Source organism: Pseudomonas sp. DF11, from assembly GCF_058148565.1.
Genome location: NZ_JBYVYN010000005.1, coordinates 193,138 through 205,600, shown reverse-complemented (window position 1 = coordinate 205,600; position 12,463 = coordinate 193,138). Strand labels below are relative to the sequence as shown.

The window sequence follows — 12,463 nt, the reverse complement described above, 5'->3', positions numbered from 1 at the left end:
CAGGTGATTGTGGTGAACATTGCCTCTGTGCGCACCGCAGTCCGGTGTGGGAGCGGGCTTGCTCGCGAATGAGGCAACGCCAGTCAACCTGAAGAAACCCTAAACGACAGACAAAAAAATCCCCGAACCAGTCGGGGATTTTTCATGTTCGATCAATCAGCCCAATAGCCGATCAATCTTCGCGATAGCGACGCAGCTTGAGTTGCTTGCCAGCCACGCGGGTGTCTTTCAGCTTGGTCAGCAACTTCTCCAGACCATCTTCCGGCAGCTCTACCAGGCTGAAGCTGTCACGCACCTGGATGCGGCCGATAGCTTCGCGGGCCAGGCCGCCTTCGTTGAGGATGGCACCCAGCAGGTTCTTGGCCGCGATGCCGTCACGGGCACCCAGTGCGGTACGGCAGCGAGCACGACCTTCGGCCAGCGGGATCGGGGCACGACGCTCGCGATCACCACGGTCCGGACGATCACCGGTGCGCTCAGGACGATCGCCACGCGGTGCGCTGTTCGGCACCAGCGGGCGTTCCTTCTCGATGGCAGCCAGGTTCAGCGCTTGGCCGTTGGTGGCCTTGCGCAGCAGTGCGGCGGCCAGGGCACGCGGGCTGCAACCGATGTCGGCGGTCAGGCGATCGAGCAGCTCACCGTGGGTCGATTCGGCGTCAGCCACCAGTGGCGACAGGCTGTTGGTCAATTTCTTGATGCGGGCATCGAGAACGGCCTGGGCGTCCGGCAGGCGAACTTCAGCGACTTTCTGACCGGTCACACGCTCGATCACTTGCAGCATGCGGCGCTCACGCGGAGTGACCAGCAGCAGCGCACGGCCTTCGCGACCGGCACGGCCGGTACGGCCGATACGGTGGACGTAGGACTCCGGATCATACGGCATGTCCACGTTGAATACGTGGGTGATGCGCGGAACGTCCAGGCCACGGGCAGCGACGTCAGTCGCGACCACGATGTCCAGGCGACCATCCTTGAGGGAGTCGATCACGCGCTCACGCTGGTTCTGGGCAATGTCACCGTTCAGCGCAGCGGCTTTGTAGCCTTTGGCTTCCAGGGCGCTGGCCAGGTCCAGGGTCGCTTGCTTGGTGCGCACGAACATGATCAGGGCGTCGAAGTCTTCCACTTCCAGCAAGCTGAGAACGGCGGAAGTCTTCTGGTCAGCGTGAACCAGCAGGTGAGCTTGTTCGATCGCGGTAACGGTCTGGGTCTTGGTCTGGATCTTCACGTGCTGCGGATCGCGCAGGTGGCGCTCGGCAATGGCACGGATCGATTGCGGCAGGGTGGCCGAGAACAATACGGTCTGGCGAGTAGCTGGCAGGGCCTTGAAGATGACTTCCAGGTCATCCATGAAACCCAGCTTGAGCATTTCGTCGGCTTCGTCGAGAACCAGGTGGTTCACGGTGGCCAGGACTTTTTCGTCGCGACGCAGGTGATCGCACAGACGACCCGGAGTGGCGACAACGATCTGCGCACCATTACGGATGGCTTTCAGTTGTGGGCCCATCGGCGCACCGCCGTAGACGGCCACAACGGTAACGCCAGGCATCTGCTTGGAATAGGTTTCGAAAGCGGTTGCTACTTGCAGCGCCAACTCACGAGTTGGCGCCAGGATCAGGGCTTGCGGTTCGCGCTTTGCAGGATCGATGCGATGCAGGATCGGCAGGGCGAACGCAGCGGTTTTACCCGTACCGGTTTGCGCCTGGCCAATCATGTCGTGGCCGGCCATGATGATCGGGATCGATTGCTGCTGAATAGCCGAAGGTTCTTCGTAGCCAGTCGCAGTGACGGCAGCAAGAATGTTCGGGTTGAGATTAAAAGCGGCGAAGCCGCCGGTTTCCTGGGTCATGGGTCTGCCTCTAAGTGCATCCGCAAAGACCCATGCTCCAAAGCTGCGCGTGCCGTGTTGAGACTCAAGAGTCGCCCTGGCTGCTTTGTCGGCGGGGATTTGCGAAAACGAATGAATGGAAAAAGAACGTCGTGGAAGCATCCGTTGTGCGGACATGCAACCGAAGCTGACTTCGGGGAATTGCGCTACCTTGACGCGGCCCGGCTAAAGGCCGGCGCGCACTATACCGGAATTCGCCCAAAAAGGGAGCTTTTTTTATCGGAAAAGCCCGATACATGGCTCTCTGCCACAAGGCCTTGGGGCAACCAGCTAAAACGATTCACCTCAACACCGATATCGACACTGCATTTCAATGTGACGAGGGGATTTATCCCCGCTGGGCTGCGAAGCGAGCCCCGACATACCTGACATATCTGCCAATCACCGAGCTTCGAGGGGCCGCTACGCGCCCCTGCGGGGATAAATCCCCTCGCCACAGGATCTTCCTCATGCCCTGGGTTCGTGTCACGTTGCCGGGCGGATGGCCTTGATCAACGACTGCAACGAATAACCCAATCGCGGCGCCAGCCCTTCGGCCCTGGCGACCAGGCCTTGCATGTCCAGTTCCTGATCCAGATCCGCCGGCACGATCAGGATCACATTGCCCTCCTTCACCGGCAGTTCCCAGTAATGCCGGTGGTACAAACCGCGCAACAGCGCCGCGCCCAATGGCTTGCCGTCATCGGTGGCCCACTGGTTGATCACCAGCCAGCCGCCCGGGTTGAGGCGCTTCTGGCAGTTTTCCAGGAAACCCCAGGCCAGGTGTCCGACGCCTGGGCCGACATCGGTATAGAGGTCGACGAAAATCAGGTCCGCCGGCTCCGCCGTTTCAAGCAATTCCAAGGCATCGCCAACGCGGATGTACAGTCGCGGATCGTCATCCAGCCCCAGGTATTCGATGGCCAGACGCGGCACGTCAGGGCGCAGTTCAATGGCTTCGACATCTTCCAACGGCAGGAACTTGAGGCAGGCCTGGGTCAGCGTACCGGCGCCCAGCCCCAGGAACAGCGCGCTCTCCGGCTGCTCGTGGCATAACGCACCGATGAGCATGGCGCGGGTGTAGTCGTATTCGAGCCAACTCGGATCCGCCGTGAACACGCAGCTCTGCTCGATGGCATCGCCGAACTCAAGAAACCGGTAGTCGGCCACTTCGAAGACCCGAATCATGCCGAACTCGTCGTGCACCTCGGCGAGCAGATGCTCGACGCGCTCCTCTGTCATTTCATCTCCTGATGGTCGCCGGACGGACTGCGGCAACGCGCTGGACTGTACGCAAGTTGTACAAAGGGGCAATTGTCCGCGAAGCGACGCAAACAGGTCACGCACTAATTTGCTGATAACATGGCCGTCCGAGCGTAAATCACCTAGAGATCATGATGAGCCAACCCTGGAGCCCTGACAGCTGGCGCGCCCTGCCGATCCAGCAACAACCCCGTTACCCCGACGCCGCGCACCTGTTGCAGGTGGAGCAGACCCTGGCCAGTTATCCGCCACTGGTGTTTGCCGGTGAAGCCCGGGAGTTGCGCCGTCAGTTCGCCGAAGTGACCCAGGGCCGGGCGTTCCTGCTGCAAGGCGGCGACTGCGCCGAGAGCTTTGCCGAGTTCTCGGCGGCCAAGATCCGCGACACCTTCAAGGTGCTTTTGCAGATGGCAATCGTCATGACCTTTGCCGCCGGCTGCCCGGTGGTCAAGGTCGGCCGCATGGCCGGGCAATTCGCCAAGCCGCGCTCGGCCAACGACGAAACCATCGACGGCGTGACCCTGCCGGCCTACCGGGGCGACATCGTCAACGGTATCGGTTTCGACGAAAAAAGCCGCGTACCTGACCCAGAGCGGTTGCTGCAGTCCTACCACCAGTCCACCGCCACCTTGAACCTGCTGCGCGCCTTCGCCCAGGGCGGGTTCGCCGACCTGCACCAGGTGCACAAGTGGAACCTGGACTTCATCGCCAATTCGGCCCTGGCGGAAAAATACAGCCACCTGGCCGACCGCATCGACGAAACCCTGGCGTTCATGCGCGCCTGCGGCATGGACAGCTCGCCACAACTGCGTGAAACCAGTTTCTTCACCGCCCACGAAGCGCTGCTGCTCAATTACGAAGAAGCCTTCGTGCGCCGCGACAGCCTGACCAACGACTATTACGACTGCTCGGCCCACATGCTGTGGATCGGCGACCGCACCCGTCAGCTGGACGGCGCCCATGTGGAATTCCTGCGCGGGGTGAACAACCCGATCGGGGTCAAGGTCGGCCCGAGCATGGCCCCGGACGACCTGATCCGCCTGATCGACGTGCTCAACCCGGACAACGACCCTGGCCGGCTGAACCTGATCGCCCGGATGGGCGCGAACAAGGTCGGCGAACACTTGCCGCCGCTGTTGCGCGCCGTACAGCGTGAAGGCAAGCAGGTGCTGTGGAGCAGCGATCCGATGCACGGCAACACCATCAAGGCCAGCAGCGGCTACAAGACCCGGGACTTCGCGCAGATCCTCGGCGAGGTGAAGCAGTTCTTCCAGGTCCACGAAGCCGAAGGCACCTATGCCGGCGGGATCCACATCGAAATGACCGGGCAAAACGTCACCGAATGCATCGGCGGTGCACGGCCGATTACCGAGGACGGGCTGTCGGACCGCTACCATACCCATTGCGATCCGCGGATGAATGCCGACCAGTCGCTGGAGTTGGCGTTTTTGATTGCCGAGACGTTGAAGCAGGTTCGGCGGTGAGGCAGTAAGCTCTTCTTCGCCGGTTAAATTGTCATCGCGAGCAGGCTCGCTCCCACATTGGATCTGCTGTGAACATAAAAGCTGTGGTCACCCGAGATCCCTTGTGGGAGCGAGCCTGCTCGCGATAGCGTCGGGTCAGCCATCACTTGACTGAGCCAATGCCCGGGCCAACCGAACCCCACTCACTCGCTGGCAATTAAGCTGTACCCGCTCCAACCCCAACCACCGGGCCATGCGCCGCAGGTTCAGCGCGAGGGCCTGCATTCCCTCCTCGTCCAGCCCCGACGCATCTTCGTGCACGGCATGCACCGCCAGTTGCCCCAAGGCCTGCTCCGCCCGCAAGTCCACCCGCGCCGCAATGCGCTCGTGGTGCAGGAACGGCAGCACGTAGTAGCCGTACACCCGCTTGTGCACAGGCGTGTAGATTTCCAGCCGGTAGCGAAAGTCGAACAGTCGCTCGGTACGACCGCGCTCCCAGACCAGCGAATCGAACGGCGACAACAAGGCACTGGCGGCGACCTTGCGCGGGATTTTCGCCCCGGGTCGGCACCAGGCCGGTTGTTTCCATCCCTGCACTTCGCAGCGCAGCAGGTCCCCGGCTTCCTCCAGCTCGACCAGTCGTGCCCGGCTGTCGGCCGGGTCGAGGCGAAAGTAGTCGCGCAGGTCTTTCTCTGTGGCAATGCCCAAGGCGTCGGCAGCATGTGCCAGCAAAGCGCGTTGTGCCTGGGCTTCGTCCGGCAACGGTTGTTGCAGGATCGATTCCGGTAGCACCCGTTCCGGCAAGTCGTAGAGCCGCTCGAAACCGCGTCGCCCCGCCACCGTGACTTCACCTGCGGCGAACAGCCATTCCAGCGCATGTTTCTCCGCACTCCAGTCCCACCACGGCCCGGCCTTCTCCTGGCGCGTGGACAAGCTGCCGGCGCCAAGGGCGCCCTGCTCCCGGACCGCCACCAGGACACGGCGGATGACATCCTGGCGTTCTTGGCCGAAACGCGCCAATTGCTGGTAGATGCCCTCGCCACGTGACGCCCGATCCATGCGCCAACGCATCAGCGGATACATCGACATCGGCAGCAACGACGCTTCATGGCCCCAGTATTCGAACAGTGTGCGACGTCGGCCCTGGCTCCAGGCTGCTTGATCGAGCAAATCGCGATTGTAGTGACCAAGGCGGGAAAACAGCGGGAGGTAATGCGAGCGCACCAACGCATTGACGGAGTCGATCTGCAGGACGCCGAGGCGTTCGATCAGGCGGTTGAGGCGCGAGGGTTGCACCGAAGCTGGCGGCGGCCGCCCATCGAATCCTTGGGCGGCCAACGCCAGACGCCGGGCCTGTTTGAGGGTAAAGGACAGAGTCGCGGGCATGGAGATCTCCTTGTCTGCTCGCAACCTACCTCACCAATAAGGGGTTTGTGTAGGAAAGGATGGCTCATTTGTGCATTGGGTCATCCCAGAATGGCCGGACCACTTCCTGCTCCACGTCGGCACGGCTGACGCCGATGTCCTTGAGCGCCTCGTCGCTCATTCCAGCGAGCAGCTCGCGTTCATGGTGCAATTCGTACCAGCGACTAACCTTGTGCATGAGGGCGCTGATGGAAAAACCATGGGAGAGCTTGTCTATCAGTAAGTATCCTTTTTGACCTTTCATCGTGATGTCCTCCGTTGGGGATGGCTCAAGTCTCGCGCCAACGCTAAGATCAATCCAACGAATGTTTCTTATGCAATACATCTCGGAGATTGATCAATTGTCGAGTTACCCGAGCATCGATACGGAAGTGCTGCGTACCTTTGTCGCCATCGCCGACCAGGGCGGTTTCACCCGGGCCGGGGAGTTGGTCAATCGCACCCAGTCTGCCGTCAGCATGCAGATGAAGCGGCTGGAAGAGGACGTGTTGCAACGGCGGTTGTTCGAGCGTGACGGGCGCCAGGTCAAGCTCACCGCCGAAGGCCAGGTGCTGCTGGGCTACGCCCGGCGGATCCTCAAGCTGCACAGCGAGGTGTTCAATACCCTGCGTGAACCGCACATGGTCGGCACGGTGCGCATCGGCACGCCGGACGATTACGTGATGCGCTTCCTGCCAGGCATCCTGCAACGCTTCGCCCAGTTCTACCCCTTGATCGAAATTGAAGTGCACTGCGAGTCGTCCAAGCAGTTGCTGCTGCGCCAGGACCTGGACCTGTCCATCGTCACCCGCAAACCCGGGGACGAAATCGGCCAGTTGCTGCGCAAGGAACGCTTTGTCTGGGCCGAAGCCGCCTGCTTCAACGTCCACGAACAAACACCGCTGCCGCTGGCGATGTTCAACAGTGACTGTTTCTGCCGGCAATGGGCCTGCAATGCGCTGGATGCCATGGGCCGCGATTATCGCGTGGCGTACAACAGCTCGAGCCTGTCGGCGCTCATGGCGGTGGTGGGCGCCGGCCTGGCAATCACGGCGCAACTGGAAAGCCTGCTGACCCCGGACATGCGCGTACTGGGCGAGGCCGAAGACCTGCCGGAACTGCCCGAGGCCAGCATCATGCTGATCCGCAACCTGCATAATCCGTCGCCGATCACCGAGTGCCTGGCCGAGCACATCATCGAGGGTTTCAAACTTTAAAGGCGAGCAGCACCGCGCACAGCACCAGGAAACCGCAGAACAGCCCGCGCAACAGTCGCTCTGGCAAGGCGTGGGCGACTTTCACTCCCCAACTGATGCTCAGCAGCCCACCGACGGCCAGCGGCAGGCCGATGCCCCAATCCACCTCATGGTGAAACGCATAGGTGGCGAGGGTCACGCCGGTACTGGGCAAGGCCAGCGCCAGGGACAGCCCTTGGGCAACCACTTGGCTGGTGCCAAAAATACTGGTCAGGATCGGTGTCGCGACAACGGCCCCGCCAACACCGAACAGACCGCCCATGGTGCCTGACGCGGCCCCCAGTACCCCGAGCCAAGGCCAGCGATAACGCATCTGCCCCGAAGCCGGTGCGGTAGCGACAAACATCCGCGCCAGGTTGTAGAGCGTCAACGCGATCAGGAACGCCACGAAGCCGATCCGCATGCTGTCCGCGTCAATCCCCACGGCCCAGATCGAACCGAGCCAGGCAAAGCAGAAACCCATGGAAGCCAACGGCAGGACGTGGCGCAATTCGATACGATTGCGCTGGTGATAACGCCACAACGCGAGCATCACGTTGGGCACCACCATGACCAGCGCCGTACCTTGGGCCAATTGCTGGTCGAGACCGAACCAGACGCCTAGCACTGGAATGGCAATCAGGCCGCCACCGATCCCGAACAATCCCCCCAAGGTGCCCAATGCAGCACCGAACACCAAAAACAGCACAAATTCGAACAAGACGATTCCCCTTTCCCAAGGCGCTTATCCTACGCAGTCGGCGCCAGCGGGGAAACGTAACATCTGATCAGAACGTCAGAATTATCTGGCGCATTAAAGATTCGCCCGCTAGATTCATCACGATCATTGATTGAAGGTTTTTGCCATGAACACCCTGCGCGATACCCCCGAAGCCTGCGAAGCCCTGTTGCTCGACAACCAGGTCTGTTTCGCCCTGCACTCCACGTCGCTGCTGATGACCAAGGTCTATAAGCCGCTGCTGCAGGCCCTGGGCCTGACGTATCCGCAATACCTGGCGATGATGGTGTTGTGGGAAAAGGATGGTTTGACCGTCGGTGAAATCAGCACGCGCCTGCTGACAGACCCCGGCTCGTTGACCCCCCTGCTCAAGCGCCTGGAGGCCGAAGGCCTGCTGAGCCGCACCCGTAGCCGGGAAGACGAGCGCGTGGTGATTGTCGAACTCACCGAACAGGGCCGCGCCCTGCGCGAAAAAGCCCTCGACATCCCCCAATGCATCCTCGCCGCCAGCGGCCAGACCCTGGAGCAGTTGAAACAACTGCAACTGGACCTGCAGGCACTGCGCGGGAATTTGCAAGACAGTCTCTGACTTTCCCTGTAGGAGCGAGGCTGACCCACCGCTATCGCGAGCAGGCTCGCTCCCACAGGTACTGAGTCAAACCCAAACGCTGTGAACACCACAAATTCAATGTGGGAGCGGGCTTGCTCGCGAAGGCGGCGGCACATCCTGAATCATCTCTGACTGACCCACCGCTTTCGCGAGCAAGCCCGCTCCCACAGGAGAATCGTGGCGGGCCTGAATGTTGCGTTCAGCCTGGCGTCACTGAAAAAAATTCAACCCTCTGAAACAGCTCTAGCTCAAGGGTTACACGCCCTTTCAGCTTCTCAAATTCAACTCATCACGAAAATTTAACTTGCGCACAAAATATTAGCGCTATACATTCGCTTCACATCTACTTAGCGCGCAAACATTTAGCGCGAAAACACCAACCCAAAGCGAGGCTCTCATCATGCAAACTCTCTACACCGCAATCGCAACATCCACTGGCGGCCGTGATGGTCGTGCCATTTCCAGCGACAACATTCTCGACGTGAAACTCGCCACGCCCAAGGAACTCGGCGGTGCCGGCGGTGCGGCGACCAACCCTGAGCAACTGTTCGCCGCCGGCTATTCGGCCTGCTTCATCGGCGCGCTGAAATTCGTGGCCAGCCAGAGCAAACGCAAGATCCCGGACGACGCCTCGATTACCGCCCATGTCGGCATCGGCCAGATTCCCGGCGGTTTCGGCCTCGACATCGACCTGCACATCAGCCTGCCAGGCCTGGACCAGGCCGACGCGCAAAGCCTGGTAGACGCGGCTCACCAAGTCTGCCCGTACTCCAACGCCACTCGCGGCAACGTTGATGTACGCCTGCACGTGACCGTCTGACCCAACCCTGGACCCGAACTCAAGGAGATGCACATGAACACGCTCAGCAAAGCCCTTACCGGCACCCTTCTCGCCCTCAGCGTCAGCAGCGCCTTCGCCGACGGCATCGTCGAACACAACACCCAGGCGTTTCTCGACGCACTGAATGCCGGCACTGGCAAGCCCTTGGAGCAACTGTCACCCAAGGACGCCCGCGCCGTATTGGTCGGCGCCCAGGCCGGCGTGAAGCTGACCTTGCCCAAGGCCGACGTCAGCCAGAAAACCATCCAGGTCGATGGCCAGTCGATCAGCCTGACCATCGTCCGGCCAGCCGGGGTCAAGGGTGAGTTGCCCGCGTTCATGTTCTTCCACGGCGGTGGCTGGGTCTTGGGCGATTTCCCGACCCATGAACGACTGGTTCGGGACCTGGTGGCGGGATCGGGCGCTGTGGCGGTGTTCGTCAACTACACACCCTCACCCGAGGCACATTACCCGGTGGCGATCAACCAGGCTTACGCCGCCACGAAATGGGTGGCCGAGCATGGCAAGCAAATCAATGTCGATGGCAAGCGCCTGGCCGTGGTGGGCAACAGCGTCGGCGGCAACATGGCGGCGGTCGTGGCGTTGATGGCCAAGGACAAGGGCACGCCGGCGATCCGTTTCCAGGCCCTGTTGTGGCCGGTGACCGACGCCAGCTTCGAGACCGCGTCCTACAACCAGTTCGCCGAAGGACACTTCCTCAGCAAAAACATGATGAAGTGGTTCTGGGACAACTACACCACCGATGCCGGGCAACGCAGCGAGATCTATGCTTCGCCGCTGCGCGCCAGCACCGCGCAACTCAAGGGCCTGCCGCCCGCGCTGGTACAGACCGCCGAGGCCGACGTGTTGCGCGATGAGGGTGAAGCCTATGCCCGCAAGCTGGACGCGGCCGGAGTGCCCGTCACCGCCGTGCGCTACAACGGCATGATCCACGACTACGGTTTGCTTAATGTGGTGAGTCAGGTGCCAGCGGTGCGTTCGGCGATGTTGCAGGTGTCCGAAGAGCTCAAGCAGCACTTGAAGTGACTGCAGGCCAAAGCCTTTGTGGCGAGGGCTGTGGGAGCAAGGCTTACCCGCGATGAAAGCGACGCGGTGCCTCTGGAACCGAGGTGTCTGTATCGCGAGCAAGCTTTGCTCCCACACAAGCTCCCGCTGTCCCCCGGTCTAACAGAAGACATCGGAAATAAAAAAGCCCGACTCAATGGTCGGGCTTTTTCATACACAAGGCTTCGCTTATTTAGCGCGGCCTTTGTAGGAACCGCCTTCGCGGGTATCGATCTCGATCATGTCGCCGATTTCGATGAAGTCAGCAACCGACAGCTCGGTACCGTTCTTCAGCTTGGCAGGCTTCATCACCTTGCCGGAAGTGTCACCGCGAGCGGAGCCTTCGGTGTAGTCAACCTGACGCACGATAGTGGTCGGCAGCTCTACGGAAACCAGGCGCTCTTCGAAGAACACGGCTTCGCAGACGTCGGTCATGCCTTCTTCGATGAACGGCAGAACGCTTTCGATGTCTTCGGCGTTCAGCTCGTACATGGTGTAGTCAGTGGTGTCCATGAACGTGTAGGTGTCGCCGCTGATGAAGGACAGGGTCGCTTCCTTGCGGTCGAGGATCACGTCGTCCAGTTTGTCATCGGCGCTGTAGACGATCTCGGTCTTGTAACCGGTCAGCAGGTTCTTCAGCTTGGTCTTCATGATCGCGCTGTTACGACCCGACTTGGTGAACTCAGCTTTCTGAACCAGCCAAGGATCGTTTTCGAGACGGATCACGGTCCCGGGTTTCAGTTCTTTACCAGTTTTCATTGCGAATATCCGAATTTGGATGGGATTTACAAAAATCTAGGCCGCGTATCATATCCAATTTCCATAAAACTTCACCAGCGCTGCGGCAAGATCGGCTCGCGAGGCCTGTTCCAGACACCACGCCTGGGCATGTTCGGCCAGTTCCTGCTGCTGTTCACGGGTGGCTTTCCAGTGTTCGGCCATGTCCTGGCCGGCATTCCAGGCCCGCCAAAGACCGCTGATCGCTTTTTGCGCCGCCGGCGAAAGCCCCTGGGTGTAGAGCCTGAGAAATGCCTCGAGTTTTTCCAGGTGGACGTCTTCTTCCTGCTGGTAGATGTGCCAGAGCAGCGGCCGACCGGCCCACTGGGCACGGACGAAAGAGTCTTCGCCACGCACGGCATTGAAATCGCAGCACCATAACAGTTGATCGTACTGGTCCTGGCGGACGAACGGCAGCACCTGCACCGTCAACGCCCCGCGTCGATGCAACGCTCCGACCTTCAGACCGTCGATCCCGAGCCAACGCTCGACATCGCCCAGTACCCGTCCTTCGGGAACCAGCACATGAAACGCCTGGGTATCGCTTGCCATTGCGTCAAACCAACTCGCCACCCCGGCGTTCTCGTAGGCAAACAGCGAGATCAGGCAAGTATCCGGCGCCCGTTCGACACCCAATTCTTGCAGGAAAATTCGTTGCGCCCCGGCATCCTGTTGAAATTGCCGACGACGCTCCAGAAGACCGGCCTCACGCAGCAGGCCACCGGTTCCCGCCTGGAAGCCCGGGAAAAAGAAATATTTCTGCACATGTTTATATTTGACCGACGGCAAGCCGTGGCAACCGATTACCCAGTCCTCGGCGCTCAAATAATCGAGGTTCATCCACAATGGCGTTGTCTGACGCTCGGCCATCGCATCCATGTAGGCACTCGGCAACTGGCAGGCGAATGCGGCAATCACCACATCGGCGGCTTCGGTGGGCACCCACTCCCCGGGCCAGTGACGCACTTGCACGCCCTGCTGCCATTGCTCGGACAGGGTGACGTCGATTTCTGGACACAACCGCTCGAAGGCACGCAGGTCATCGACCCACAGTCGCACCGCGCATCGATGCTCGGCCACCAACTGCCGAGCCAGACGCCAAGTGACACCAATGTCGCCATAGTTATCGACGACGGTGCAAAAAATATCCCAGCGCACGGTCATTTCCGACTCCCTGTGACAAAGGCCCGATTGTCCCGAATAAAGCGATGATGCAGAAGAGCCGA

Annotated in this window: 12 protein-coding genes; 5 read left to right on the top strand and 7 right to left on the bottom strand. The window is 60.7% G+C overall.

All coding sequences use genetic code 11. The features are described from left to right. Positions 1–172: 172 nt before the first annotated feature. A complete protein-coding gene (locus AC30D9_RS17025) occupies positions 173–1,846 on the bottom strand; it encodes a DEAD/DEAH box helicase (protein ID WP_307571453.1) in 1,674 nt (557 codons plus the stop codon). 504 nt (positions 1,847–2,350) lie between these two features. Further along, on the bottom strand, positions 2,351–3,106 hold the full coding sequence (locus AC30D9_RS17020) for a spermidine synthase (RefSeq protein WP_025212625.1): 756 nt from the start codon (positions 3,104–3,106) through the stop codon (positions 2,351–2,353). Positions 3,107–3,261: 155 nt separating this feature from the next. Here AC30D9_RS17020 and AC30D9_RS17015 point away from each other — a divergent pair, with 155 nt between their 5' ends. After that, positions 3,262–4,608 (top strand): class II 3-deoxy-7-phosphoheptulonate synthase, encoded by a 1,347-nt coding sequence (locus tag AC30D9_RS17015; RefSeq protein WP_134923386.1) that lies wholly within the window; start codon positions 3,262–3,264, stop codon positions 4,606–4,608. A 135-nt stretch (positions 4,609–4,743) separates the two neighbouring features. Here AC30D9_RS17015 and AC30D9_RS17010 read toward each other — a convergent pair whose 3' ends face one another. Both AC30D9_RS17010 and AC30D9_RS17005 read right to left on the bottom strand, forming a co-directional pair. Further along, on the bottom strand, positions 4,744–5,973 hold the full coding sequence (locus AC30D9_RS17010; RefSeq protein ID WP_490144432.1) for a winged helix-turn-helix domain-containing protein: 1,230 nt from the start codon (positions 5,971–5,973) through the stop codon (positions 4,744–4,746). Between the two features lie 64 nt (positions 5,974–6,037). Next, the gene (locus AC30D9_RS17005) at positions 6,038–6,256 is read right to left on the bottom strand and encodes a DUF1127 domain-containing protein (protein WP_134923384.1); all 219 of its coding nucleotides are present in this window, start codon (positions 6,254–6,256) and stop codon (positions 6,038–6,040) included. A gap of 97 nt (positions 6,257–6,353) precedes the next feature. Here AC30D9_RS17005 and AC30D9_RS17000 point away from each other — a divergent pair, with 97 nt between their 5' ends. Further along, positions 6,354–7,208, top strand: coding sequence for a LysR substrate-binding domain-containing protein (locus AC30D9_RS17000; protein WP_018603125.1), 855 nt, complete (start codon positions 6,354–6,356; stop codon positions 7,206–7,208). On the opposite strand, the gene AC30D9_RS16995 is transcribed toward AC30D9_RS17000, so the two are convergent. Beyond that, complete coding sequence (locus AC30D9_RS16995) at positions 7,198–7,947, bottom strand: sulfite exporter TauE/SafE family protein (RefSeq protein ID WP_490144431.1); 750 nt, start codon at positions 7,945–7,947, stop codon at positions 7,198–7,200. The genes AC30D9_RS17000 and AC30D9_RS16995 overlap by 11 nt on opposite strands. A gap of 145 nt (positions 7,948–8,092) precedes the next feature. Here AC30D9_RS16995 and AC30D9_RS16990 point away from each other — a divergent pair, with 145 nt between their 5' ends. From AC30D9_RS16990 to AC30D9_RS16980, 3 genes are all read left to right on the top strand, one after another. Continuing rightward, positions 8,093–8,554 carry a MarR family winged helix-turn-helix transcriptional regulator gene (locus tag AC30D9_RS16990; RefSeq protein ID WP_134923382.1) on the top strand — a complete coding sequence of 154 codons (462 nt, stop codon included), beginning with the start codon at positions 8,093–8,095 and terminating at the stop codon, positions 8,552–8,554. Positions 8,555–8,975: 421 nt separating this feature from the next. After that, entirely contained in the window at positions 8,976–9,395 is a 420-nt protein-coding gene (locus AC30D9_RS16985) for an organic hydroperoxide resistance protein (protein WP_003199389.1), read from the top strand. Positions 9,396–9,428: 33 nt separating this feature from the next. Continuing rightward, complete coding sequence (locus AC30D9_RS16980; RefSeq protein WP_307571458.1) at positions 9,429–10,442, top strand: alpha/beta hydrolase; 1,014 nt, start codon at positions 9,429–9,431, stop codon at positions 10,440–10,442. Positions 10,443–10,649: 207 nt separating this feature from the next. Here the strand turns inward: AC30D9_RS16980 and AC30D9_RS16975 are convergent, their stop codons facing one another. After that, positions 10,650–11,219 carry an elongation factor P gene (locus AC30D9_RS16975; protein WP_003199385.1) on the bottom strand — a complete coding sequence of 190 codons (570 nt, stop codon included), beginning with the start codon at positions 11,217–11,219 and terminating at the stop codon, positions 10,650–10,652. 48 nt (positions 11,220–11,267) lie between these two features. Continuing rightward, positions 11,268–12,401, bottom strand: coding sequence for an elongation factor P maturation arginine rhamnosyltransferase EarP (gene earP, locus AC30D9_RS16970; RefSeq protein ID WP_490144430.1), 1,134 nt, complete (start codon positions 12,399–12,401; stop codon positions 11,268–11,270). Between the last annotated feature and the right edge of the window lie 62 nt (positions 12,402–12,463).

What these genes read in the sequence shown, in the direction of transcription:
- AC30D9_RS17010 (WP_490144432.1), bottom strand. Translation starts at nt 5,973, where the DNA reads ATGCCCGCGACTCTGTCCTTTACCCTCAAACAGGCCCGGCGTCTGGCG.
- AC30D9_RS17020 (WP_025212625.1), bottom strand. Translation starts at nt 3,106, where the DNA reads ATGACAGAGGAGCGCGTCGAGCATCTGCTCGCCGAGGTGCACGACGAG.
- AC30D9_RS17025 (WP_307571453.1), bottom strand. Translation starts at nt 1,846, where the DNA reads ATGACCCAGGAAACCGGCGGCTTCGCCGCTTTTAATCTCAACCCGAAC.
- AC30D9_RS17015 (WP_134923386.1), top strand. Translation starts at nt 3,262, where the DNA reads ATGAGCCAACCCTGGAGCCCTGACAGCTGGCGCGCCCTGCCGATCCAG.
- AC30D9_RS16975 (WP_003199385.1), bottom strand. Translation starts at nt 11,219, where the DNA reads ATGAAAACTGGTAAAGAACTGAAACCCGGGACCGTGATCCGTCTCGAA.
- AC30D9_RS16990 (WP_134923382.1), top strand. Translation starts at nt 8,093, where the DNA reads ATGAACACCCTGCGCGATACCCCCGAAGCCTGCGAAGCCCTGTTGCTC.
- AC30D9_RS16980 (WP_307571458.1), top strand. Translation starts at nt 9,429, where the DNA reads ATGAACACGCTCAGCAAAGCCCTTACCGGCACCCTTCTCGCCCTCAGC.
- AC30D9_RS16985 (WP_003199389.1), top strand. Translation starts at nt 8,976, where the DNA reads ATGCAAACTCTCTACACCGCAATCGCAACATCCACTGGCGGCCGTGAT.
- earP (WP_490144430.1), bottom strand. Translation starts at nt 12,401, where the DNA reads ATGACCGTGCGCTGGGATATTTTTTGCACCGTCGTCGATAACTATGGC.
- AC30D9_RS17005 (WP_134923384.1), bottom strand. Translation starts at nt 6,256, where the DNA reads ATGAAAGGTCAAAAAGGATACTTACTGATAGACAAGCTCTCCCATGGT.